Origin of the sequence: Streptomyces sp. NPDC018833, assembly GCF_044390825.1 — a bacterium.
Taxonomy (GTDB): Bacteria; Actinomycetota; Actinomycetes; order Streptomycetales; family Streptomycetaceae; genus Streptomyces.
On record NZ_JBIRZM010000014.1, the window covers coordinates 186917 to 209606 of the forward strand.

General features: G+C 69.2%; 21 protein-coding genes and 1 pseudogene. 4 read left to right on the top strand and 18 right to left on the bottom strand.

Annotation, left to right across the window (positions count from 1 at the left end; genetic code table 11):
- Nucleotides 1-25: 25 nt before the first annotated feature.
- On the top strand, nt 26-1075 hold the full coding sequence (locus ACH5AF_RS26245) for an NADP-dependent oxidoreductase (protein ID WP_398904750.1): 1050 nt from the start codon (nt 26-28) through the stop codon (nt 1073-1075).
- A gap of 200 nt (nt 1076-1275) precedes the next feature.
- On the opposite strand, the gene ACH5AF_RS26250 is transcribed toward ACH5AF_RS26245, so the two are convergent.
- The 16 genes and pseudogenes from ACH5AF_RS26250 to ACH5AF_RS26325 all read right to left on the bottom strand — a co-directional run bounded on the left by ACH5AF_RS26250 (nt 1276) and on the right by ACH5AF_RS26325 (nt 17590).
- Entirely contained in the window at nt 1276-3351 is a 2076-nt protein-coding gene (locus ACH5AF_RS26250; RefSeq protein WP_398904752.1) for a 3-hydroxyacyl-CoA dehydrogenase NAD-binding domain-containing protein, read from the bottom strand.
- 62 nt (nt 3352-3413) lie between these two features.
- Nucleotides 3414-4295, bottom strand: a complete 882-nt coding sequence (locus ACH5AF_RS26255; protein ID WP_398904754.1) for an acyl-CoA thioesterase — start codon at nt 4293-4295, stop codon at nt 3414-3416.
- 20 nt (nt 4296-4315) lie between these two features.
- Nucleotides 4316-4597, bottom strand: a pseudogene (locus tag ACH5AF_RS26260) (long-chain fatty acid--CoA ligase); the annotation flags it as partial.
- A gap of 216 nt (nt 4598-4813) precedes the next feature.
- A complete protein-coding gene (locus ACH5AF_RS26265; RefSeq protein ID WP_398904757.1) occupies nt 4814-5611 on the bottom strand; it encodes an SDR family oxidoreductase in 798 nt (265 codons plus the stop codon).
- A complete protein-coding gene (locus tag ACH5AF_RS26270) occupies nt 5608-5745 on the bottom strand; it encodes a hypothetical protein (protein WP_398904759.1) in 138 nt (45 codons plus the stop codon). Before ACH5AF_RS26270 ends, ACH5AF_RS26265 begins: the two co-directional genes overlap by 4 nt.
- Before the next feature lie 54 nt (nt 5746-5799).
- Complete coding sequence (locus ACH5AF_RS26275) at nt 5800-6834, bottom strand: phosphotransferase family protein (RefSeq protein ID WP_398904761.1); 1035 nt, start codon at nt 6832-6834, stop codon at nt 5800-5802.
- The gene (locus ACH5AF_RS26280; protein ID WP_398904763.1) at nt 6827-7609 is read right to left on the bottom strand and encodes an SDR family oxidoreductase; all 783 of its coding nucleotides are present in this window, start codon (nt 7607-7609) and stop codon (nt 6827-6829) included. The genes ACH5AF_RS26275 and ACH5AF_RS26280 overlap by 8 nt, the downstream gene beginning before the upstream one ends.
- A gap of 1 nt (nt 7610) precedes the next feature.
- Nucleotides 7611-8846: an acyl-CoA dehydrogenase family protein gene (locus ACH5AF_RS26285; RefSeq protein WP_398904765.1), complete on the bottom strand. Its 1236-nt coding sequence runs from the start codon at nt 8844-8846 to the stop codon at nt 7611-7613.
- Nucleotides 8833-9645 carry an enoyl-CoA hydratase-related protein gene (locus ACH5AF_RS26290; protein ID WP_398904767.1) on the bottom strand — a complete coding sequence of 271 codons (813 nt, stop codon included), beginning with the start codon at nt 9643-9645 and terminating at the stop codon, nt 8833-8835. The genes ACH5AF_RS26285 and ACH5AF_RS26290 overlap by 14 nt, the downstream gene beginning before the upstream one ends.
- Nucleotides 9642-10460, bottom strand: coding sequence for an SDR family oxidoreductase (locus ACH5AF_RS26295; protein ID WP_398904769.1), 819 nt, complete (start codon nt 10458-10460; stop codon nt 9642-9644). Before ACH5AF_RS26295 ends, ACH5AF_RS26290 begins: the two co-directional genes overlap by 4 nt.
- A gap of 350 nt (nt 10461-10810) precedes the next feature.
- Nucleotides 10811-11383 carry a hypothetical protein gene (locus ACH5AF_RS26300; RefSeq protein ID WP_398904770.1) on the bottom strand — a complete coding sequence of 191 codons (573 nt, stop codon included), beginning with the start codon at nt 11381-11383 and terminating at the stop codon, nt 10811-10813.
- 625 nt (nt 11384-12008) lie between these two features.
- Nucleotides 12009-12701, bottom strand: coding sequence for a TetR/AcrR family transcriptional regulator (locus ACH5AF_RS26305; protein ID WP_398904772.1), 693 nt, complete (start codon nt 12699-12701; stop codon nt 12009-12011).
- A 207-nt stretch (nt 12702-12908) separates the two neighbouring features.
- Nucleotides 12909-13874, bottom strand: coding sequence for an NAD(P)H-dependent flavin oxidoreductase (locus ACH5AF_RS26310; protein WP_398904774.1), 966 nt, complete (start codon nt 13872-13874; stop codon nt 12909-12911).
- Between the two features lie 66 nt (nt 13875-13940).
- Nucleotides 13941-15467, bottom strand: a complete 1527-nt coding sequence (locus tag ACH5AF_RS26315) for an AMP-binding protein (protein ID WP_398904777.1) — start codon at nt 15465-15467, stop codon at nt 13941-13943.
- 194 nt (nt 15468-15661) lie between these two features.
- Nucleotides 15662-16300 carry an HAD family hydrolase gene (locus tag ACH5AF_RS26320; RefSeq protein WP_398904779.1) on the bottom strand — a complete coding sequence of 213 codons (639 nt, stop codon included), beginning with the start codon at nt 16298-16300 and terminating at the stop codon, nt 15662-15664.
- A gap of 90 nt (nt 16301-16390) precedes the next feature.
- On the bottom strand, nt 16391-17590 hold the full coding sequence (locus ACH5AF_RS26325; RefSeq protein ID WP_398904781.1) for an acetyl-CoA C-acyltransferase: 1200 nt from the start codon (nt 17588-17590) through the stop codon (nt 16391-16393).
- Between the two features lie 351 nt (nt 17591-17941).
- Here ACH5AF_RS26325 and ACH5AF_RS26330 point away from each other — a divergent pair, with 351 nt between their 5' ends.
- Together ACH5AF_RS26330 and ACH5AF_RS26335 are read left to right on the top strand one after the other, a co-directional pair.
- Nucleotides 17942-18823: an alpha/beta fold hydrolase gene (locus ACH5AF_RS26330; protein ID WP_398904783.1), complete on the top strand. Its 882-nt coding sequence runs from the start codon at nt 17942-17944 to the stop codon at nt 18821-18823.
- 4 nt (nt 18824-18827) lie between these two features.
- On the top strand, nt 18828-19649 hold the full coding sequence (locus ACH5AF_RS26335) for a hypothetical protein (RefSeq protein ID WP_398904785.1): 822 nt from the start codon (nt 18828-18830) through the stop codon (nt 19647-19649).
- Between the two features lie 125 nt (nt 19650-19774).
- Here the strand turns inward: ACH5AF_RS26335 and ACH5AF_RS26340 are convergent, their stop codons facing one another.
- Nucleotides 19775-20281, bottom strand: coding sequence for a GNAT family N-acetyltransferase (locus ACH5AF_RS26340; protein ID WP_398904787.1), 507 nt, complete (start codon nt 20279-20281; stop codon nt 19775-19777).
- A 595-nt stretch (nt 20282-20876) separates the two neighbouring features.
- On the opposite strand from ACH5AF_RS26340, the gene ACH5AF_RS26345 reads away from it, so the two are divergent.
- Entirely contained in the window at nt 20877-21392 is a 516-nt protein-coding gene (locus ACH5AF_RS26345) for a GNAT family N-acetyltransferase (protein WP_398904789.1), read from the top strand.
- Between the two features lie 80 nt (nt 21393-21472).
- Here ACH5AF_RS26345 and ACH5AF_RS26350 read toward each other — a convergent pair whose 3' ends face one another.
- Entirely contained in the window at nt 21473-22588 is a 1116-nt protein-coding gene (locus ACH5AF_RS26350; protein WP_398904790.1) for an AI-2E family transporter, read from the bottom strand.
- Between the last annotated feature and the right edge of the window lie 102 nt (nt 22589-22690).

Genomic DNA, 22690 nt, shown 5'->3' on the forward strand with positions numbered 1-22690 from the left:
CACGACAGAAAGAGACGTCCCCACCATGAGCGCTCTACCCACCACCAGCCGTGAATGGCACCTGGTCGCCCGCCCGAACGGCGTGCCCCGGCCGCAGGACTTCGCCCTGCGCGAGGTGCCCCTCGCCTCGCCCGGCTCCGGTCAGATCCTCGTACGCAACCTGCACTTGTCGGTCGACCCGTACATGCGCGGACGGATGAACGACGTGAAGTCCTACGTCCCTCCCTTCCAGCTGAACCAGCCGATGGACGGAGGCGCGGTCGGCGTCGTCGTCGCCGTGGGCGACGACTCCGCCGTCGGCCCCATCGCAGTGGGTGATCACGTCCTGCATGGGCTCGGCTGGCGGGAGTACGCGCTCCTCGACGCGGCGAACGTTGTGAAGGTCGACGCCGCGAACGCTCCGCTGAGCACGTACCTCGGTGTCCTCGGCATGCCCGGACTGACTGCCTACGCGGGCCTGCTGCGCGTGGCGGAGTTCCACGAGGGCGACACCGTCTTCGTCTCCGGCGCGGCCGGTGCTGTCGGCAGCAAGGTCGGGCAGATCGCCCGGCTCAAGGGCGCCAAGCGGGTCATCGGCAGCGCCGGCTCGGACGAGAAGGTCGAACTCCTCCTCAGCAAGTACGGCTTCGACGCCGCGTTCAACTACAAGAAGGCGCCGGTGGCCGAGCAGCTCAAGGCCGCGGCCCCGGACGGCATCGACGTCTACTTCGACAACGTCGGCGGCGACCACCTCGAGGCCGCGATCGGCGCCCTCAACGTGCACGGCCGCGCGGCGCTGTGCGGGGCCATCGCCCAGTACAACGCCACCGAGCCGCCCCCCGGCCCGCGCAACCTCGTGGTCGCCATCGGCAAGCGCCTGACCTTGCGCGGTCTGCTGGTCTCGGACCACAACGACCTGCAACAGCAGTTCGTGGAGGAGGTCGGCGGCTGGATCCGCGAGGGGAAGCTCCACTACGAGGAGACCGTTGTGGAAGGCATCGAGAACAACGTCGAGGCATTCCTCGGCATGCTCCGCGGCGACAACACCGGCAAGATGATCGTCACCTTGCCGACACGGGCCGCAGTCGGCAACTGACCATCGCGGGCGGACCGCACGGCAGAGTCCGCACTCCCCTCAGCGCGTGGGCCCGGGGCTCCTGTCACCGGGCCCCGGGCCCCGGGCCCCGGGCTGCGCGTGCCGGCTCCGCACGGCGCGACGGCCGGCCGCGACTCCTCCTGGAGAAGTCGCGGCCGGCCGCCGCGTAATCGCCGGGTCCCGCATCTGCGGTGATGGCGTCAGTTGAATGTGCCACCCTCGTCGGCCAGCCGCATCAGCAACGGCGAGGGCTCCCAGCCGTCATCTCCGTGGAACCGCCGGAGTCCGGAGAGGACCTGTGCGGCGCCCACCGTGTCGGCGTAGAACATCGGTCCGCCGCGGTACCTCGGGAAGCCGTACCCCGCGATGTAGACGACGTCGATGTCCGAGGCGCGCAGGGCTATGCCTTCGTCGAGGATGCGCGCGCCCTCGTCGATGAGTGCGAAGACGAGGCGCTGCACGATCTCATCCGCCTCGAAGGTACGGAGCTCGGTGCCGTGCTCGGAGTGGAACGAAGTCAGCAGCTCTTCGACGGCAGGGCTCGGGATCGCCTCTCGGCTGCCGGGCGCATAGTCGTACCACCCGGCGCCGACCTTCTGCCCGAAGCGTCCCATTTCGCACAGGGCATCGGAGATCTCCTCCCGGGGCGTGCCGGGGTCCTGCGCGTAGCGCCTTTTGCGGATCGCCCATCCGATGTCGTTGCCCGCCAGGTCGGCCATCCGGAACGGGCCCATGGCGAAGCCGAAGTTCTCCGCGGCGGAATCGATCTCGGCGGGTGTCGCGCCCGAGCGGAGCAGATCCATCGCCGCATCCCGGTACTTGGCGAGCATCCGGTTGCCGATGAAGCCGTCGCACACCCCGGCCACCACACCGGTCTTGCCGATCCGCTGTCCCACCGCCATGGCCGTGACCAGCACGTCGTCCGAGGTCTTGGCCCCGCGCACGATCTCCAGCAGTTTCATGACATTCGCGGGGCTGAAGAAGTGCATGCCGAGGACGTCCCCGGCGCGCCCGGTCACCGCGGCGATCGCATCGATGTCGAGGGTCGAGGTGTTCGACGCCAGAATCGCGCCGGGTTTCGCCACCTCGTCGAGCCGGGTGAACACCGAACGCTTGACGTCCATGTCCTCGAATGCCGCCTCGATGACCAGGTCGCTGTCCGACACGTCCGCATAGTCCAGCGTCGGCGTCAGAAGCGCCATGCGCTGCTCCAGCCCGTCGGCCGTCAACTTCCCCCTGTCCACTTGACGTTGGTAGTTGCGGCGCAGGACGTCCAAGCCGCGGTCGAGCGCCTCCTGGCTGCTCTCCACGATGGTGACGGCAATCCCCGCGCCCAGAAAGGTCATCGCGATGCCGCCGCCCATCGTTCCGGCACCGATGACTGCCACCTTGTCCACCGTCCGTGCCGGCGTCCCGGGCTGGACGTCGGGGACCTTGCGGGCGGCCCGCTCGGCGAAGAAGGCATGGCGCAACGCGGCCGACTGCTCGCCGTTCATCAGCTCCAGGAATGTCCTGCGCTCCTCGGCCAGGCCTTCATCGAACGGTGTGGTTCCCGCCTTCTCGACGAGTGCCAGAGCCTGCGCGGGCGCCACGAATCCGCGGCTGCGCCGGCGCAGGCGCTCGCGTATCGCACGTGCCGCGGCCGCGTCGTCGCGACCGACGCTGAGGTCCCGGACCCGAGGAAGCGGCCGTACCGCGGCGACCTCGACCGCGAGTTCCGTCGCCGCCGCCATCACGTCACCGTCCACGATCCGGTCGAACAGCCGTTGGCCCGGGAGGTCTCCGAGCTCCCGCGCCGTACGAGGTGCCCCGCCACTGATCATGTCCGCCGCGACGCCGGCTCCCACGACACGGGGCAGCCGCTGCGTGCCGCCGGCGCCGGGGACCAGACCGAGGTGCACCTCGGGGAGACCGATCCTGCTGCTCGATGTCGCGACCCGATAGTGGGCGCCCAGCGCGAGTTCCAGTCCGCCGCCCAGACAGGTGCCGTCGATCGCCGCCACGACCGGCTTGCCGGCGTCCTCCAGGGCCGTGATGACATCGCCGAGGCTCGGTGCGGCGGTGGTCCTGGCGGTCCCGAACTCCGAGATGTCGGCCCCGGCCGAGAAGGCTCCCTCGCGGCCGGTGAGCACGACGGCTTCGACATCGGTGGAGTCCAGGGCACGCCGCAGACCCTGCACGATGCCCTTCCTCGTTGCATGCCCGAGCCCGTTTACCGGAGGGTTGTCGATGCGGAGGATCGCTGTGCGTCCGGTGACGCTGTAGTGGGTGGACATGCCTGGCACCACTTCCTGAATTCGTTGATCAACGGATGTCGGCGATGGTCGGGCCGAGGGGATCACTGAACGCTCGCTGAGGCGTGCGCACCACGCGTCCCTTCTTCTGTGTCGCGGGCCGCCATCGACCGGGGCCGGTCGAAGCGCATGAGTCCCTCCTGCGCGACGGCAGCCACCAGACGCCCGCCCGTGTCGAACAGCCTTCCGTGGGTGAGCGCCCGGCCGTGCTCGGCCGAAGGGGAGACCTGGTCGTACAGCAGCCACTCGTCCGCGCGGAAGGGACGCAGGAACCACAGCGAGTGGTCCAGCGACGCGCCCTGTACGGCGGTTCGGGGATGTGGCAGCCGCGCGGATCCCAGCAGCGCGATGTCGCTGAGATAGGTCAGTGCGCAGGCGTGGACGGCACCGTCATCCGGCAGCGGACGTCCGTACCGGATCCACACCCGCTGGCAGGCCGGCGCCGCCGGAACGTGGCCGGTCTCCCCCCTGGGCACCCATCGCATCTCCCAGTGGCGCCACTCCGCGGGCCGCGGCATGCCCCAGCCGTTGATGCGGTCGGACTCCGGGATGTCCTCGGGTGCCGGCACCGCCGGCATGTCCACCTGGTGGGAGAATCCTTCGTCCCCGCGATGGAACGACGCCGTCATCGTGAAGATCGCTTCCCCTGCCTGGACTGCGGTCACCCGGCGGGTGCAGAAGCTGCCACCGTCGCGGATCCGCTCGACCGGAAAGTCCGTCGGCTCGTGCGGACGGCCGGGCCGCAGAAAGTAGCCGTGCAGCGAGTGGGCCGAGTACGACCGGTCGAGGGTGCGCGCCGCGGCCATCAGCGACTGGGCGGCGATCTGGCCACCGAACGTCCGCGCCCACTCGCTGGGGATGGGCCCGGACCGGAACCGGTCCGGCGCGGTCTCGTCAAGGGCCAGGATTTCTGGCAGGCCGGCCATCCTCTCGCTCCTCTCGCTCGTCACGCGGACGTCGCCCCGCGCAGTTCGCGGCGCAGGATCTTGCCGCTTGTTGTCTTGGACAGTTCGTTCCGGATGCTGACGGTCCGCTGGGCCGTGTGGGCGGCCAGGTGCTCGCGGCAGTAGGCGACCGGTTCATCGGGCGCGGCAGATGCGCCGGGCCTCAGGCTGACGAAGGGCGCCACGGTCTCACCGCGGTTGTGGTCGGGCACACCGACCACGGCGGCCTCGCGCACCGCGGGGTGCCGGTAGCGGACGTACTCGACCTCGCGAGGCCACACCTTGGTGGTCGGGCTGTCGTGGGCGGCTGCCACCGCGTCGGCCAGCAGTTCCAGCGTGGTGCGGTGGGGGGCCGGGTCCACCTCCGCGATCCGTTCGGGGTACTGCGCCGTCCACGGCCTGTCGTCGAACCAGCTCATCGCTGCCAGAGCCGCCTTTCAGGGGGGAGAGTGTGTGGCGGTGTTTCCCGTGTGGGCGCGGTGACCTTCACATGCGACCGGTCAGCGCGTCCCGGAGATCCCGCCGTCCACGGGGATCACCGTGCCGGTCAGGTATGCGCCCGCGCGGGAGGCGAGGAAGATCGCCGGACTCGCGATGTCCTCGGGGGAGCCGACGCGGCCGAGGGGCACCCGTTCGACCACGTCGTCCCGCAGCTCGGGGTCGTCCAGGACGTGCGCCATCATCCTGGTGGGGAACGGGCCGGGAGCAAGGGCGTTGACGGTGATGTGATCACTCGCGAGCGTGGCGGCCATCTTGCGGGTCAGCATGTGCACCGCCGCCTTGCTCGCGACGTAGGAGAAGTTGTCGGAGGCGGAGACGACGAGCCCGTCGATCGAGCCGATGTTGATCACTCGCGCGGGGTCCTCCGCGGTGGCGGCCGCCCGCAACTGCGGCAGCAGCCGTTGCGTCAGCGAGAAGACGGCCTTGACGTTGACGTTCAGCACCTTGTCGAACCCCGAGTCGGGGAACTCGCCGATCGGCGCACCCCAGGCGGCTCCCGCATTGTTGACCAGGACGTTCAGCCGCGGCGCGACCTCCGCGACCCGCTCGGCCAGGCTCTCGAGGCCCTCGGCGGTGGACAGGTCCGCCGGGTGCGCCAGACAGGTTCCGGCGCCGGCGGACCTCAGGGCGGACAACTCCGCTGCCGCCTTCTCGCACGCCTCGGCCTTGCGGGAGGAGATGATCACCGTGGCCCCGGCCGCCACAAAACCGTGCGCGATCATCAGCCCGATTCCGCGTGAGCCGCCGGTTACCACCACGGTCTTTCCGCTGACGTCGAACAGTGCGGCGGGGTTCACGACACCACCTCGAACTGGCCCGTCGCGTCGATCGCGTGCGCCGCCGGCTCCTGTGCTTCGGTGTTGTCGTTCGCGCCGCGGTAAACCTTCCCGATCGACGTAGGCGCCGCCGATACGAGGGCTGCTTGCCTCATCACCAACTCCTTTGGTATGCGTGGGTGTCAAAGTCCCGTGGCCATGCGACCGGGTCAGATGCCTGCCGTGTCCGCGACTTCGTGGGCCTTCGCCACCAGCGCGTCGATGCGCTCCGCGGTCGGGGTCCCGGACGCGGCCTTGTTGCGCGGTTCGTCCATCGCGCGGCGCATGACGCCCTCCGCGATGATCGCGACCTTCCACAGTCCCATCGCGTGCCAGTAGCCCAGCGCCGTCAGGTCGCGTCCCGACGCCGCCGAGTAGGCCGCCACGAGTTCCTCGCGGGTCGGGAAGCCGTCGAGAGCGGCCGCGCCGAAGTCGCCCGAGGTGCTCTCACCCTTGGCCGGCCAGTAGGCCAGCAGGCTGCCCATGTCCGCCAACGGATCCCCCAGTGTCGACAACTCCCAGTCGAGCACCGCCGTCACCTCCCCGGTGTCGCAGGAGGTGATGACATTGCGCAGATGGAAGTCGCCGTGCACGAGCGTCACTTCGCGCTGCTCCGGAACAGCTGCGGCAAGGCGTCGCGTGAGGTCCTCGAGGGCGGGCAGCCCGCGGGTCCTGGACCTCTCCCACTGGCCCGACCACCGCTTGAGCTGACGCTGCGCATACGGCTTGTGGCTGGCCAGACCGGTCAGCCCGGCCGTCTCGAGATCGACCGCGTGGATCTTCGCCAGCGTCCGCGGCAACGACATCCCGATCGCCCGGCGGCGTTCGGGCGTCAACGACCGCGCGATCGGCATCGTGTCGACGACCTGGCCGTCCACGAACTCCATGAGCAGCAGTGGAGCATCGGTCACGGCAGGATCATCGGTGAGCCCGAGCACCCGCGGGGTCGGGACGGCGGTGCCCTCCAGCGCGGCCAGAATCCGCGCCTCGCGGGCCACGTCGTGCGCCGATGCCAGCAGGCGGCCCAGTGGTGGGCGCCGCAGCACCCACCTGCGGCCGCCCTGGTCCCGTACGAGATAGGTCAGGTTCGACTGGCCGAGCCCGATCCGCTCGAAGACCAAGTGCCCGGTGAAGTCGACGCCGAGGGTCCCGAACCAGCGGCTCACCGCCCCGACGTCGATCCCGACGATGCCCGCGCTAGACACCGATGCCGACTCCTTGCCTGAACGGGAGCGCGTCACCGAGCAGTTGCCCGCCGTCGATCACCATGGTCTCGCCGGTGATCCAACTGGCGGCGTCGGAGACGAGGAAGGCGACCGCCGAGGCGATGTCGGCAGGCTCTCCTATCCGCCCGAGCGCCGTCGAGTCGGCCACCGCCTGCTCGTGCTCCTTCCAGAGAGCCTCGGCCAGCTTCGTGCGCACCACACCCGGTGCCACCGCGTTGACGCGAATCTTCGGCGAGAGTTCCAGGGCCAGTTGCTTCGTGAGATGGATGAGCGCGGCCTTCGACGCGTTGTACAACCCGATGTTCGCCTCGAAGGCCATACCGCCGACCGACGCGGTGTTGACGACCGCCCCGCCGTGCTCGCCCATCCAGGCCCGCGTGGCCAGACCCGTCCACAGGACGGGAGCCCACAGGTTCACGTCGAAGGTCTTGGCGAACCGCCCGTGGTCCTGGTCGATGACCGGCCCGTAAGCCGGGTTGGTCCCCGCGTTGTTGACGAGGATGTCCAGGCTTCCGAAGCGCTCGAGCGTCAGATCCACACAGCGCTGGGCCGCCTCCTCGTCGACCGCGTGCGCACCGACGCCGACGGCTGTGCCCCCGACCTGGGCCGCGGCGGCGTCAGCCGCTTCCTGGGACCGGGAGGTGAGAACGACGTTTCCGCCGGCCGCGGCGATGGCCCGGGCGATCGCCAGCCCGATACCGCGCGAGGCGCCGGTGACGACGGCGGTGCGACCGGTGAGATCGAGTCCTGTCATCTCAGCTCACCGCCGGCGTCGCCGTCGCCGCGTCGCGGTACTGCCGCAGTTCCTGCCTGGCGATGGCCCGCTTGTGGACCTCGTCGGGGCCGTCCGCCAGCCGCAGCGTCCGCAGACCCGCGTACATCATCGCCAGCGGGAAGTCCTCGGTCACTCCCGCTGCCCCGTGCACCTGGATGGCGCGGTCGACGATCTTCAGCGCGATGTTGGGGGCGGCCACCTTGATGGCCGCGATCTCGGTGCGCGCTTCCTTGTTCCCGACCGTGTCCATCAGATACGCGGCCTTGAGCGTGAGCAGGCGGATCATCTCGATGTCGATGCGCGCTTCCGCGATCCAGTCCTGGATGTTGGACCGGTCGGCAACCGGACGACCGAACGTCACCCGTGACTGCGCGCGCCGGCACATCAGCTCCAGCGCCCGCTCGGCCGCACCGATCGCCCGCATGCAGTGGTGGATACGACCGGGCCCGAGCCGGGCCTGGCTGATCGCGAAGCCCTCGCCCTCGCCCTTGAGCACGTCCTTGGCCGGCACCCGCACGTCGGTGAAGTCGATCTCGGCGTGCCCCTCACGGTCCTGGTAGCCGAAGACCGGCAGCCCGCGCATCACCGTGATCCCGGGAGCGTCGATCGGGACGACCATCATCGACTGCTGCCGGTGCGGGGCAGCGGTGGGGTCCGTCTTCCCCATGACGATGAGCACCCGGCAATTACGGTGCAGGGCATTGGACGCGAACCACTTACGCCCGTTGAGCACGTACTCGTCGCCGTCGCGCTCCATCCGCAACTCGATATTGGTGGCGTCGGAGCTTGCCACGCGCGGCTCGGTCATTGCGAAGGCCGAGGCCATCGTCCCGTCGAGCAGGGGCCTCAGGTACTTCTCCTTGTGCTCGTCGGTGCCGAAGAGCGTGAGCACCTCCATGTTGCCGGTGTCGGGGGCGTTGCAGTTGCACGCCTCGGAGGCGATGTGACTGCGCCCCATGATCTCGGCCAGCGGCGCGTATTCGAGATTCGTCAGCCCCGGGCCCCACTCGGGGTGCGGGTGGAAGAGGTTCCACAGTCCGCGCTTACGCGCCTCCGCCTTGAGATCCTCCAGGATCGGCGGGTGGAAGTTCGGGTCGCCCGACGCGCGCATCTGCTCGTGGTACACCTCCTCGGCGGGGTAGATGTGCGAGTCCATGAACTCGAGCAGATCCGCCTGGTACTTCTTGGCGCGGTCCGACATGTCAAACAGGGACATCTGAGCTCCTGACGGGGAGTGAGGGAAAGTTCGGCGGGCGCTTGTCGAGGTGACTGGCCACGCCTTCGACGAAATCGGCTCCGCGGAAGGCCCGGAGCATGGCGCCTTCCGCCCGGGTCACGGAATCGGCGTACGTGCCGTCCGCGTCGCCCTGGAGTTGGCTCTTGATGGTGGCCATGGATGCCGGGGAGCAGCGCGTCGCCAGATCGGCGGCGTAGGCGACAGCGGCATCGACCACACTGCCGGTGGGGACCAGGTGGTCGAGAAGTCCGATACGCAGCGCCTCCTCGGCGTCCACCATGCGACTCGACAGCAATAGGTCAGCGGCCCGGCTGTGCCCCACGAGCCGCGGCAACAGCCAGGAGATCCCGTACTCGGCGATCAGCCCGCGCTGCGCGAATGCCGTGGTGAACCGGGCCGCGGGCGAGCCGAAACGAATGTCGCAGTAGAGCGCCTCCACCATGCCCAGGCCCGCGGCCACCCCGCCCACGGCACCGATCAGCGGTTTGCGCAGGGTCAGCGGCACGTCGCGCCGTCGGCGCCGCGCCCTGTCCGCCTCGGAGACCTCGCCGACCGCCTGCAGCCGTTGGAGGTCGGCGCCGGCGCAGAATCCGCGTCCCGCGCCGGTGACCACGACGGCGCGTACGTCCGGGTCGTCTTCGGCGGCGTCGAGCAGTGTGAAGTAGCGATCCTCGAGTTCGTCGGTCCAGGCGTTCAGCTTGGCCGGCCGGTTGAACGTGAGCACCAGCACGGGCCCGCGGTGTTCGGCGAGGACGAGTTCGCCGGATCCGCCGGTCATGCCTGCGCCAGCAGGGAGTTCTGGTAGCGGCGCATCCCGCGCAGCCAACGGTCGTAATCCGAGCCCTTCTGCCGGTACATGTCCAGAACGTCTTCGTGCGGCAGGATCAGGAAGCGCTTCTCCTCGATCGCGGCGAGGACGGCGTCGGCGACCTCGGTCGGCTCGAGGACGTCACCCGCGGACGTGACCGCCTGCGCGGCCGCTCTTCCCAGCGCGTCCCCGGAGTCCTTCCCCAAGGACAGCATCCTGGTGTTCACCCCCATCGGGCACAGACAGCTGACATGCACCCCGCGATCGCCATAGGTGACACTCAGCCATTCGGCGAAGCCGACGGCCGCGTGCTTGGTGACGGCGTAGGTGGCGGAGCCGATCTGGGTGAGCAGCCCGGCCGCCGAGGCGGTGCTGACGAAGTAGCCCTCGCCGCGCTCGAGCCACTGCGGCACCAGCAGCCTCGCCGCACGGATGTGGGCTCGAAGGTTCACGTCGATCGAGAGGTCCCAGTCGTGCTCGCCCACGTCGAGGCCCGGTGCCCCGGCGATGCCCGCGTTCGCGAAGTAGAGGTCGACCGGTCCGAACGCGCTCTCCGCGAGGGCGATCAACTGCTGGATCTGGGCGGTGTCCGACGCGTCGGCGCCGGCGCTGACGGTGCTTCCGGGGTGGTCGGCGTTGACCTTCTCCGATACTGCCCGTGCGGTGTCCGCGTCGAGGTCTGCGACGACGACCCGCGCACCGGCGCGAGCGAGCCGTGCGACCAACGCGCCGCCGATGCCTCCACCGCCCCCGGTGACGACGGCGACTCTTTGTGCAACGTTCACAGCGAACCCTCTCCGTGGCGGGGTGTGCCGTGCCAGGCCACCCCGAAATGATGTGACCGTGGCTTGCACCATGTATATTTGAATCCGACGTCAAGTTCAACTGTGGGGGTGCACACACCACGTGGAGATGCCCGCCTGTTCCACAGAACTGCCGCCGCGGGTTTCACCGTTGGCCTCGCCGCCCGTTGGTCCGTCTCCAGAGGGCACGACAGCCGACGGGCGCCGCGCGCACCGGCTCCACACCTCTGTCTCGGCCCGCCCCGGCTCCGACGGAGTCCGGTGGCACTGCCGGGGTGGCCGACTGGTGCGACTCAAGGGGGCACGGAACCCATCCGCGCCGACCCGCAGTGTTACGTATGGGGGCCGGTCAGCCTGGCTGCGGGCAAGCGGCCCTGCTCCACGTCTGCCCGGGGGATGCGGATGCCCAGGATGTCGCCGACGGCCTGCCACACCACGCCGCACGGACCACCCTCCTGCGCGTCGAGAAGGTCATGCCACTGCGGGATGGTGTACCCCTCCGGGCAGGTCGCCCCGGCGGCTTTCAGGCCCTCGCCCAGGGCGGCCAGCTTGCTGCCTTCTACCGCATGCGGGCGGTCCGTCAGATCGTCGCCGAAGTTGTTCAGGTACACGTTCCCGTCGCCGGGCGCGTAGACGAGATAGCTCGGGTTGACCGCTACGTTCGCGTTCAGGCAGATCAGCTCCTCCCCGGCCGCGGGGGTCATCTTGTCCTCGTCCTCGAAGAACCATTCGCACCAGGTGCACGCCCCTCGGTCTTCCAGAACGTACGCCCACTCACCGGACGCGCCGTACATGCAGGACGCGTCCCGGGTCGGGTGGAAGTCGCGGTACGGCATACCGCGCAACAACTCCTCCTCATTCGCGCCCAGCCTGAGCAGCAGGTCCCGGACAGGGACCCCGCGCATCGCGGTCATGGAGAGCCCGCCGAGCATCCCGTCAGCCGCCGGTTTATCGAATGCGTGCTGCCCAATCCACTTCAAGCCTTCCGTCACTGCACTGCGCTTCCTCGAGGGTGTCGTTGGGTGCCGACCGTGATGATGTCCCGGTTTCCGGCCCGAGGCCGGGGCATCATGACGGTCGCTGGTCGCGGGGCTGGTGTGTGGTCCGGCTGGGATACTCGGGCTGGTCGGTAGCGGTGGTCGCTCTGTCAGGAGATCTGCCAGGTGGTCGCCGGTGCGGCAGAGCCGGTCAAGGCCGGTCCAGGCGGAAGATGCCGTACGGGTTGACGCTGGACCGGAACAGTGCGGTCAGGCCGTGCCGGTCCTCACCCGAGGGCCTCGATGCCCATGCTGGTTCCGCCAGCACCTGCTGGAGCAGCAGCGTGGTCGTGCTGCTGCTCGATCAGGTTCCAGCGGATCGGCCGGATCAGCGAACCGCCGAGCGCCGGCCGGCCGGACGCAGCATCGTCAGGACGTACAGGCGGATGCTGCCGATGTTCTTCAGCCGCGGCAACAGGCGGAAGTTGCGGGCACCAGGACCGTCGAACGGTCGGAGGGCGCCGGCTCCACCCCGGGCGGCGCTACTGCCGCATCAGCGGTCGCTGGGGAACCGCAGGGCGTTCGCCCAGAGCCGCGTGACCGTGGACACGAGCTCCTCGAAGTCCACCGGCGTACCTTCCTCGCGCCCTTCGCCCAGCACGAACGCCTTGTAGGCCACGACGCTGACCATCCCCGAGAGCGCATGGGAGGCCATCATCGGATCGATCTCACGGTCGGCGACACCCCGCGCCTGGAGGTCGGCGATGCCGCGGGCGTTGCGGCGGACGAACGCATCCGAGCGTCGGCTCCGGAACTCACGGAACACCGGCTCCACTTGTGCGACCTGCTCAAGCAGCCCCATCAGCTTCGCGTTCCGTTTGTACGCCTCGAGATACGCGCGATTGCTCGCCTCGAGTACCGCAAACGGATCGTCAGTACCCTGCACCCGGCCCATGCCGGGGTGCAACATGTCCTCCTGCGCCTCCAGGAGGACGGCGGCAAGCACCTCTTCCTTGTTGGCGAAGTAGGTGTAGAAGGAACCCGATGCGCATCGGGCCTCTTTGGCGATGTCGACCAGGCGGGTGTCGAGGTAGCCGTCCCGCTCGAACACCTTCCGCGCGGCCTGCACCAAGGCGGCGCGTGTCCGCGCTCCGCGCTTCGTCGTCGGCGGCTCGCGAAGTGGCGAGAGAGGCGCCATCGGCGGGGCCTTCTCGCTGTCATTCTCCTCGGGCACAGTGGTGTCCATCTCCAAAACCCTACTTGAATCCGACGCCAGAATCATAAATGTGCGAGGGTGCGCGAGGCCCGCGGAACTTCCGGAGCCGCGTGCCGAACGTCCGCAGGCAAACCGAAGCGGCCGGAGTCCGCGAGCGAGGCGGCGCCGCTCGGACCACGTCGCCGGTACTCGCCGAGACCGGCACTCAGTTGTGTGGTGCGGCTGCACCGTACACCGTCACATGCGCTGAAGCCGACGCTTCGCCTCGGCGTACTCACCGGCGAGGCGCTCGACGACCGCCGCCGCGGGAAGTACCGCCCCGACCGCGCCGACGCCCTGACCCGCGCCCCAGATGTCCCGCCACGCCTTCGCCTCCTTGACGTCCCGGTTTCCGAAGTCCATTGCGGACGGATCGGAGCCGGGCAGTGCGGCCGGATCGAGCCCCGCGGCCTCGATGCTGCCGCGGAGGTAGTTGCCGTGCACGCCGGTGAACAGGTCGGAGTACACGATGTCCGCAGCGGTGGAGTCCACGATCATCTGCTTGTACCGGTCCTCCGCGTTCGCCTCGTCGGTGGCGATGAAAACGGAACCCACATAGGCGAGGTCCGCGCCGGCGGCCTGCGCCGCGAGGATCGAGCGGCCGTGGGCGATGGAGCCCGACAGCAGAAGAGGGCCGTCGAACCAGTCGCGAATCTCCTGGACGAGCGCGAAGGGTGACTGGGTGCCGGCGTGTCCACCCGCACCCGCGGCAACGGCGATCAGTCCGTCCGCGCCCTTGTCCACCGCCTTGCGCGCGAACCGGTTGCTGATGACGTCGTGCAGCACGATGCCGCCGTAGGAGTGGACCGCATCGTTGACATCGGCCCGCGCGCCGAGAGAGGTGATGACGATCGGCACCTTGAAGTCCACGACGGTCTCGAGGTCCTCCTCCAGTCGTGAGTTGGTCTTGTGCACGATGAGATTGACCGCGAACGGCGCGGACGGCGCCTCGGGACGATCGGCGTCGTGCTTGGCCAGTTCATTCGTTATGTGCCGCAGCCATCCGCGCAGCGCCGACTGGGGCCGTGCGTTCAGCGCGGGGAAGGAACCCACGATGCCGGAGGCGGACTGGGCGATGACCAGCTCCGGATCGGACACGATGAACATCGGCGATGCGACCACGGGCAGGCGGAGCCGGTCCCGCAGGACGGGAGGCAGGCTCATGAGCAACTCACCATGTGTCATACGTCTTTCTTGTGCGGCGGACACATCTCGTCCGTCGGCGGATGTTCAGTGGCGGCGGGCGGGGACGTCGCCGGGTGCGGGCTCGCGGGTCAGCTCCGTACGGTCGATGGAACGCTTGAGGATCTTCCCGCTCGGGCCCTTGGGCAGCGCGTCGACGAACCGGATGATGCGCGGGACCTTGTAGGCGGACAGCCGCTCTCGTGTCCAGCTCGACACCTCTGCGGCACCGAGTTCGGAACCGGGCCGGGCGGCGACGAGCGCGGCGACCTCCTCGCCGTAGTGGTCGTCGGGAACGCCGATCACGGCTGCCTCGATGATGTCCGGGTGCTCGTAGAGGACTTCCTCGACCTCACCGGGGTAGACGTTGTAGCCGCCACGAATGATCAGGTCCTTGATCCGGTCGACGATGCGCAGGTCGCCGTCCGTGTCGGTTTCGCCCAGGTCGCCGGTCCGGAACCAGCCGTCGGGCGAGATTGCCGCGGCGGTGTCCGCGGGGCGGTTCCAGTAGCCGCGCATCACTGTGGGCCCCTTGATGTGGACCTCGCCGACGGTACCCGGCGGGCACTCGTTCCCGTCGATGTCCCGCACCTGCACCTGCAGCCGTGGGACCGCCCGCCCGGTGTACCCGGTCTTGCCGCCGCGGTCGATGTCGTTGAAGGTGCCGAACGCGGTGGTCTCGGTGAGCCCGTAGCCTTCGAGGATGGTGCAGCCGAACCGGGCCTCGAAGGCCCGGGCGATCTCCCCGGGAAGGGATGCACCGCCGGAGACGGCGACGCGGAGCCCGGCGAAGTCCGCCGGGTTCGCATCACCCGCCGCGTGCAGCATCGCGTTCCACATCGTCGGTACGCCGGCCATGATGGTGAGCCGGTCGCGACGCATCATCTCCAGCATCGACGTCGGGTCGAACCGGGCCAGCAACGACATCGAGCCGCCCACGGTCAAGGTCGCCATCATGACGGACGCCTGGCCGAACACGTGGAACAGTGGGAGTCCCGTGCCGGTACGGTCGGCACTCGATCCGCGGCTGCACTCGGCGCCGATCTCCCCGGCGGACAACAGGTTCCCGACGGTGAGTTGGGCACCCTTCGGCCGCCCTGTCGTACCCGAGGTGTACAGGATGGCCGCGGTCTCGTCGCGGTCCCGGTCGACGACCGGGGCGGGGGCGGCATCCGTGACCGTCGCGCCGGGGGACAGCGTCCAGGAGGGCACCTTGAGCGTCGCGGCCGCCTCCGCGACGGCGGGGCCGAGGGCGTGCCATGCGATCGCCAACGAGCACCCGGCGTCGCCGAGGACGTACTCGGCTTCGGCCCGGGTGGACATCGTGTTGACCGGCACCACGACACAGCCCGCGGCCTGGATCCCGAGGTAGGCCACCACGAACTCGGGCACCGACGGCGCCGCCAGCAGCACCCGGTCCCCGGGAGTCAGGCCCGCGGCGGCCAAGGCACCCGCGTACCGTGCGCTCGCGTCGCGCAGTTGCCGGTAGGTCCATTGATCCGCGCCGCCGCGCAGCGCGATGTTGTCGGGAGTTGCGGCCGCGTGGCGGCAGACCGGGTCGAGAACATTAGCCATGGGCGATGCCTTCCGGGGATGTGGGCAGATGCGGTGCGGGTCCACTTTGCCCGAGTAGTAATGAATCCGGACTCGAATCACGTCTTTGCACAGCGAAGGGCAGGAGTGACGGGCGTCAGGACCGCGGCTCGGCTCGCCGGCGGTCTCGGCCCGGGCATGACTGCTCCCCCGCGATCGGTCGGTCGGTCCATCGGTCAGGCGGTGATCCGGAAGCGTTCGGCGAGTTGGCGGCGGGTGTCGGAGGCATCGGTGTGCAGCACGCCCGCGATTCCGATCCGCGCCGCTCCGTCGAGGTTCTGCTGCAGATCGTCGATCATGACTGCCTCCTCGGGGGCGACGCCGAGGCGTTCACATGCGATCGCGTAGATCCGCCGGGAAGGCTTGCGGATCCCGACCTCCGCGGAGATGACGACCGCGTCGGCCACAGCGGCGAGGTCGACGCCGTCGTAGGTTCCGGTCCCGAACGAATTGGATACCAGTGCAACGGGATACCCGGCGGCGCGGAGATCATCGAGCAGGGCGAGCACGTCCTGATCTATCGACATTCCCGCTTGCATCCGGGCCGTCAGCCCCTCCGCCTGTATGTCGGCGCCGTGGGCGCGCAGACGCTCGGCGAATCCTCGCTCGAAGGCTTCGGCGTCGATACGGCCGGACTCGTGATCGGCCAGGAGGGTGCGCGACGGCTGGTCCCGGCTCAGGAGATCGAGCGGCAGGCGCGGGTCGCCGCCGAGCGATGCGCCGAAGTCGGTGAATGCCCGCAACACACTTGAGGTGATGACCCCGCCGAAGTCCACGAGGACCGCGGTTCGGGCCTTTTCCACCGTCTTCGACACAGTACCCACTCCCTCTCTCACGGCCGGCTTTCCACCGGCCTCATGCGACGGCGGGCAGGTCCCACCGGCGCCCCAGCCGGGACGCGGACCTCAGACGACCTCGAACAGCCCGGCTGCGCCCATTCCGCCGCCGACGCACATCGAGATCACCACGTACCTGACGCCGCGCCGCTTGCCCTCGATCAGGGCGTGCCCCACCAGGCGGGCACCAGTCATTCCGTACGGGTGGCCGACGGAGATCGCGCCGCCATTGACGTTGAACCGCTCCGGGTCGATGCCCAGTTCGTCGCGGCAGTACAGCGCCTGGGAGGCGAACGCCTCGTTGAGTTCCCAGAGACCGATGTCGTCGACGGTGAGGTCGTGCTGCTTCAGCAGCTTCGGAATGGCGAACACCGGACCGATCCCCATCTCGTCCGGCCCGCAGCCGGCGACGGCCATGCCCCGGTACACCCCCAGCGGCTCCAGTCCGCGGCGCTCGGCTTCCTTCGACTCCATCAACACCGACGCCGAAGCGCCGTCCGACAACTGCGACGAGTTGCCCGCCGTGACGCTGGAATGCGCGGTCACCTGACCGTCCGGCAGCACCGGCGCCAACCCGGCCAGGCCGTCGAGTGTGGTCGAGGCGCGGTTGCCCTCGTCCCGGGTCAGGGTCACGGCCTCGTCCCGCGCCTCCCCCGACTGCTTGTCCAGGACCTTCTTGACGCTGTCGAGCGCCACGATCTCCTGGTCGAACCGTCCGGCCTGCTGCGCCGCCGCGGTGCGCTGCTGTGACACCAGCGCGAACTCGTCCTGGCGGTCCCGGCTCACGCCGTAGCGTTCGGCGACGATCTCCGCCGTCTGCAACATCGGCATGTAGATGCTCGGCTTGTGCTCGACCAGCCACGGGTCCGCCATGCGATGGGTGTTCATCCGGTCGTTCTGCACCAAGGAGATCGACTCGACACCGCCGCCGACAGCGACCTGCATTCCGTCGCCGATGATCTGCTTGGCGGCCGTCGCGATCGCCATCAGGCCCGACGAGCACTGTCGGTCGACCGTCATCCCCGACACGGTGTCCGGAAGTCCGGCACGAAGAGCGGCCTGACGGGCGACATTCCCACCGGATGACCCCTGCTGCACGGCGCAGCCGAAGATCACGTCCTCGACCTCACCTCCCTCGAGCCCGGCGCGCTGCACCGCGTGCGAGAGGGCGTGGGCGGCGAGTTCCTGCGCCTGGGTGTCGTTGAACGCGCCGCGGTACGCCTTCCCGATCGGCGTCCGCGCCGTCGAAACGATGACTGCTTCCCTCATGTCGCCTCACTGCTTCCTGTGGGTCCGGTTCGTCCGGGAGCTTCGGGGCTGGACTCCCGAGCTCCGCGAGCCGGGCTCGATGCCGATCGGTCCGGCCGAATACCGCCTGGGGCGCTGCGAGCAGTCAGCGGCCGCCTCTCCTGTGCCGATGACGCGCGCCGTGGCCGCAGACGGTACCCGGCCTCCTTGGTTATAGTTGAATCCGGCGTCATGTTCAACTGGGTCCCGGCCTGCCACCTGGCCGAAAGCGTCGCGATGCGGCCACCGCTGCGGGAATGCGACTGCCCTCGACCTTGACAATCCATTTCCACGACTGAAAGCTACCGACCAGTCGGTATGAAGGGGTGGAACGTGACCGAGCTGAGCATCTCCACTGCCGCGGGCGTGTTCGACGCGACCGTGGCGGGTCCCCCCGAGGGCCGCCCGGTGCTGTTGCTGCACGGCTTCCCGCAGACGCGGCTGGTCTGGCAGCGGCAGATCGCGGCGTTGGCCACGCACGGCTACCGGGTGGTGGCACCCGACCAGCGCGGGTACTCCCCCGGAGCCCGCCCCGAGCGGCCCGAGGACTACCGCATCAGCCTCCTGGTCGAGGATGTGGTCACGATCACGGAGGAACTGGGCTGGGAATCCTTCGATCTGGTCGGCCACGACTGGGGAGGCGCGGTGGCGTGGTGGACCGCCGATGCCCACCCCGGCCGCGTACGCACCCTGACGGTCGTCTCGACTCCGCACCCCGGTGCTCTGGCCACCGCCCTGCGCACCGACCCCGACCAACGCGAACGATCGCGCTACATGATCGACTGGCGTGAAGCGCCCGCGACCGAAGAACGCATGCTCGCAGGCGATGCCGAGGCGCTTCGCGCCTCTTACGCCGGAAAGGTCCCGCAGGACAGTGCCGAGGCCTACGTGCGGCACCTGTCCCAGCCGGGCGCTCTCACCGCGGCGCTGAACTGGTACCGGGCCGGCCGCCCCGACGGCGCGATCGGCGTCATCGATGTGCCCACGCTGTACGTCTGGAGCACGCAGGACAGCGCTTTCGGCCCGGTGGCCGCGCAGGAGACAGGGCAGTGGGTCAACGGGCCGTACCGGTTCGAGACCCTCCAGGGCGTCAGCCACTGGGTCCCCGAGGAGGCACCCGAGTCGCTGAACCTCCTGCTGCTCGAACACCTGCGAGCACATGGCGAATACGGAACCACCGCGAAGTCCCCATCCGTCGACTCTCAGAAGAGGTGACCCCATGAAAGCAGCGCGAGCAGCCTGGCGCCGACTCGAGCCCGTACACGCCATGATCTACTTCGCACCCGAGGGAAGGCGACGGTACGCGGAGCTCGGACTCGGCGGACGCGCCGGGTACTTCGCCTCCCGGAGCGCCGCCTTCGGCCGAGCATCCGCCGAGCTGGTCATCTCGACCTTCTACAACTTCAACCCCGATTTCGTACGGCAGGCGGTCGACGGGGCCTGGGACGCGGCGACGCCACAGCAGGTGCTGGACGCGCGCCACGCCGCCGCGAGCGAGGCCCTGCGACGGGCCGGGATCCACGAACTCCCCGCTCTGGACGAGGTCCTGGCACTGACCCGCAGGGCCGCCGATGCGGCCTGCGAACACGCGCAGGGCCGCCCGCTCTTCGCCGCTCATGCCGCGCTGCCCTGGCCGGAGGAACCGGTACTGGGGCTGTGGCATGCCCAGACACTGCTACGGGAGTTCCGTGGCGACGGCCATGTCGCGTGCTTGCTGAGCGAGGGCATCGGGGGCTTGGAGTCCCTGATTCTGCACGCTGCCACCGGGGACGTCCCCGTCGACTTCCTCAAGGCAAGCCGCGCGTGGCCGGAGGAGCAGTGGGCCGGCGCCGAGGAGCGCCTGCGCACGCGAGGTCTCCTCGACGGCAACTCCCTCAGCCAGGAAGGCGCACGCCTGCGCCGGCACATCGAGGACCGCACCGACCACCTGGCCCTTCCCGCCTACGCCGCACTGGGCGACGCCGACTGCGAACGCCTCGCCGAACTCGCGAGCCCCTTCGGCCGCGCGGTCGTCGACGCCGGCCTTCTCAAGATCGGCTGACCGCGTGGGCGGCGGCGCCGCACCTCTGCGCCTCGTGGGCCTGCCACCCAGCACAACACCGGCTGGCGGTTCGCTTCCCAGGAGCCGCTCAGCGGCGGCCGATGCCTCATGGCAGCACCACGGTGTCACAGCGCCTGGCGCATGCAGGCCCGAGGCCACCGGTCCAGGCCATGTGCCGCTTCACGTTCGCGGATCTTCCGCAGGCCTGGGGTGAGCCCGCTGTCGTCCAGAAGCTGGAAGCCGCAGCGCGCGTAGTAGGGGGCGTTCCACGGGACCTCGATGAAAGTGGTGAGGGTCAGAGCGGGCACGCCTTCGCTCGTGGCGTGATCCGCCATCCGCTCCAGCAGGGACCGGCCGATACCGCGGCGTGAACTGTCCGGATGTACCGAGACCTGTTCGACGTGGAGGTTGCCGTCGACGCGGTCGGCAATCAGGTAGGCAACCGGGATGTCGGCGTCGCCGACCGCGACCCAGGCCAGCCCGGCGTGGTGGTGGCGGGCGAGCTCACCGAGCGGAAGCGGCTCGTCGTCGGCGATCTCCGGCATGCCGATGTCGCGGAAGCAGTGCCCAGCGGCCCTCTCGATGTCCTGCAGACGAGGCAGCTCGTCCAGGCGCACGGCTCGAATATGCATGGACGCATTGTCCAGGGTCGGCCGGACGGAGCCACCGAAATAAGGGGTCACCGCGGATCGCCACCCACCGCTCGACCTCACAGGCCACAACGGGGCGAACGTTGCCTGAAGCGGCACTGGGGCCCGTCTTCAAACAGATCTTGCGGAGAGCCCGAGCCGCCACCCTACCCGCCGCCGAACAACTCAGCCGAGCTCCCCGGCAACCCGCACAGGGCTTCCTTCCAACTCCCCCGGCCGCCGGCATCCGCGTCCGTGCACCGGCGGGTTGAGTGGTCTGCCCACCCACTCAGAACCGGGTCACTTACGCCAAGTGCGGACGTTCATCGGCCTGTCCTCTTCGCGATGGCCGGCGGCCCTCCGTACAAATCCTTGAGCCGTGATGTGAGCAACGGTCAGCATCGGCGTCGACTACGGGCACGACTCCTTCATATTTTCGCTCCTCTCCGTAGTTCAACATAAGCGCAGCGCAATCGACATGACGCAAAGTCCTCTTGAGTCCATCTGGCGACGGCAAAAGACTGCTGCGGTGGCAAGGCCGCACTTGCGTCCCAGCCCGCGGCACAGCAGTCACGATCACCATGTGAGGAGAACGTCGATGCCCGACGCCGGCCGCCGAGACGCCGCACACTCGATCACGATGACCGACGGCACCGCCACGCGTACCAGGGAGGCGGCCCCCGTCGACCTGGCGCCGGTCCAGGAACTGCACCGCCGTTGCTCGCTGGGCAGCCGAGCCCTGCGATACCACGCGGGCAAGTCCGGGCTCTCACCTGCCGAATGGCGTCAGTTGTCCAACCCGGGGCGCGGCACCACGCTGGTGACCACGCCGGCCGAGCGTACGGGCCACATCATCGCCATGACGAACGTCATGCGCACCGATCAGCAAGGGGTGGGGGAACTCGCGATCCTGGTCGAGGACGCGTGGCAGGCCAGGGGGCTCGGCACCGCACTGGCCGAACACGCGGCGACCGTTGCCCGCCGCGAGGGACACCACACGCTGGCCGCCTCGGTGTCGGCGGGCAACAAGCCGATGCTCCATGTCCTGGAGAAAATGGATGCGATGCCGGTCGACGCCACTGGGCCCGTGCTCGACCTCCGCATCCCGCTCTAGGAGTTGTGGTCAATCGTTCAGCCCACATCAGGAGCGGTGCGAGTGCCCCGAGCGCGCTCCAGCAAGCGCAGCGGATGGTGCTACGAAGGGACGGCGGCACCCGTGTGCGACTCTTCGGTCTCCGGCTCCTGCGGCGGGTCGCTGAGCTGCTCGCGCAGATAGCCCCAGACCACCGCGATCAGCGCGGCGGCCGGTACGGCGAGCAGGCTGCCCACGATGCCGGCCAGACTGCCGCCCAACGTCACCGCCAGCAGGATCACCGCCGCATGGAGACCGAGCCCGCGACCTTGGATCATGGGCTGGAACACGTTGCCCTCGAGCTGTTGCACCACGACGATGATCGCCAGCACGATCAGCGCGTCTGTCAGGCCGTTCGACACCAACGCGATGAGCACCGCGACCAACCCCGCGAACAGGGCACCCACGATCGGCACGAACGCGGATACGAAGGTCAGCACCGCCAGCGGAAGCACCAGTGGGACCCCCAGAATCCACAGGCCGAGGCCGATGAAGACGGCGTCGAGCAAGCCGACGAATGCCTGGGAACGCACGAACGCGCCCAGGGTGTCCCAACTGCGCGCGGTCACGATCGGGATGTCGGTGGCGAGCCGTCCGGGGAGCTGACGGGTGAGCCACGGCAGGAACCGCGGGCCGTCCTTGAGGAAGAAGAACATCAGGAAGAGCGCAAGGACGGCAGTGACCACGCCGTTGACCACGGTGCCCACTCCCGTGACGACAGCGGTGACCATGCTGCCGACGCTGTTCTGCATGCGGGCGATCGCGGCGTCGAAGGCGCCGGTGATCTGGTCGTCGCCGATGTTCAGCGGCGGGCCCGCGGCCCACTCACGCAGCTTCTGGATGCCTTCGACCACGCCGTCGGCCAGCTCGCCGGACTGGGACCCCACCGGCACGGCGATCAGCGCCACGATGCCCGCGGCGACCAGGAGGAACAGCAGGGTCACAACGGACGCGGCCAGGGCGGGACGCCACCCGCGCCGGCGCAGGAAACGAGCCGGGGGCCAGGTCAGCGTGGTGAGGAACAGGCCCACGATGAACGGCCAAACCACCGACCACATCCGGCCCAGAAGCCACAGGGCCACCGCAGTCATCACGAGGACCAGCATCAACTCAGCGGAGACACGCGCCGATGTCCGGAGCGCGGCGAGGGCTCTCGTGGAGCTCAATGTGGCAGACATGAGGTCACTCTATTGGCACGACGGTCTCACTTCGGCATCGCTGCTGGTCAGGAGCAGCGATGCAGGCCGCTTCGGCTGACTGTCTGTCAGGTGTCGGTACAG

What these genes read in the sequence shown, in the direction of transcription:
- ACH5AF_RS26245 (WP_398904750.1), top strand. Translation starts at nt 26, where the DNA reads ATGAGCGCTCTACCCACCACCAGCCGTGAATGGCACCTGGTCGCCCGC.
- ACH5AF_RS26250 (WP_398904752.1), bottom strand. Translation starts at nt 3,351, where the DNA reads ATGTCCACCCACTACAGCGTCACCGGACGCACAGCGATCCTCCGCATC.
- ACH5AF_RS26255 (WP_398904754.1), bottom strand. Translation starts at nt 4,295, where the DNA reads ATGGCCGGCCTGCCAGAAATCCTGGCCCTTGACGAGACCGCGCCGGAC.
- ACH5AF_RS26270 (WP_398904759.1), bottom strand. Translation starts at nt 5,745, where the DNA reads ATGAGGCAAGCAGCCCTCGTATCGGCGGCGCCTACGTCGATCGGGAAG.
- ACH5AF_RS26280 (WP_398904763.1), bottom strand. Translation starts at nt 7,609, where the DNA reads ATGACAGGACTCGATCTCACCGGTCGCACCGCCGTCGTCACCGGCGCC.
- ACH5AF_RS26285 (WP_398904765.1), bottom strand. Translation starts at nt 8,846, where the DNA reads ATGTCCCTGTTTGACATGTCGGACCGCGCCAAGAAGTACCAGGCGGAT.
- ACH5AF_RS26290 (WP_398904767.1), bottom strand. Translation starts at nt 9,645, where the DNA reads ATGACCGGCGGATCCGGCGAACTCGTCCTCGCCGAACACCGCGGGCCC.
- ACH5AF_RS26300 (WP_398904770.1), bottom strand. Translation starts at nt 11,383, where the DNA reads ATGCGCGGGGTCCCTGTCCGGGACCTGCTGCTCAGGCTGGGCGCGAAT.
- ACH5AF_RS26305 (WP_398904772.1), bottom strand. Translation starts at nt 12,701, where the DNA reads ATGGACACCACTGTGCCCGAGGAGAATGACAGCGAGAAGGCCCCGCCG.
- ACH5AF_RS26310 (WP_398904774.1), bottom strand. Translation starts at nt 13,874, where the DNA reads ATGAGCCTGCCTCCCGTCCTGCGGGACCGGCTCCGCCTGCCCGTGGTC.
- ACH5AF_RS26315 (WP_398904777.1), bottom strand. Translation starts at nt 15,467, where the DNA reads ATGGCTAATGTTCTCGACCCGGTCTGCCGCCACGCGGCCGCAACTCCC.
- ACH5AF_RS26325 (WP_398904781.1), bottom strand. Translation starts at nt 17,590, where the DNA reads ATGAGGGAAGCAGTCATCGTTTCGACGGCGCGGACGCCGATCGGGAAG.
- ACH5AF_RS26335 (WP_398904785.1), top strand. Translation starts at nt 18,828, where the DNA reads ATGAAAGCAGCGCGAGCAGCCTGGCGCCGACTCGAGCCCGTACACGCC.
- ACH5AF_RS26340 (WP_398904787.1), bottom strand. Translation starts at nt 20,281, where the DNA reads ATGCATATTCGAGCCGTGCGCCTGGACGAGCTGCCTCGTCTGCAGGAC.
- ACH5AF_RS26345 (WP_398904789.1), top strand. Translation starts at nt 20,877, where the DNA reads ATGCCCGACGCCGGCCGCCGAGACGCCGCACACTCGATCACGATGACC.
- ACH5AF_RS26350 (WP_398904790.1), bottom strand. Translation starts at nt 22,588, where the DNA reads ATGTCTGCCACATTGAGCTCCACGAGAGCCCTCGCCGCGCTCCGGACA.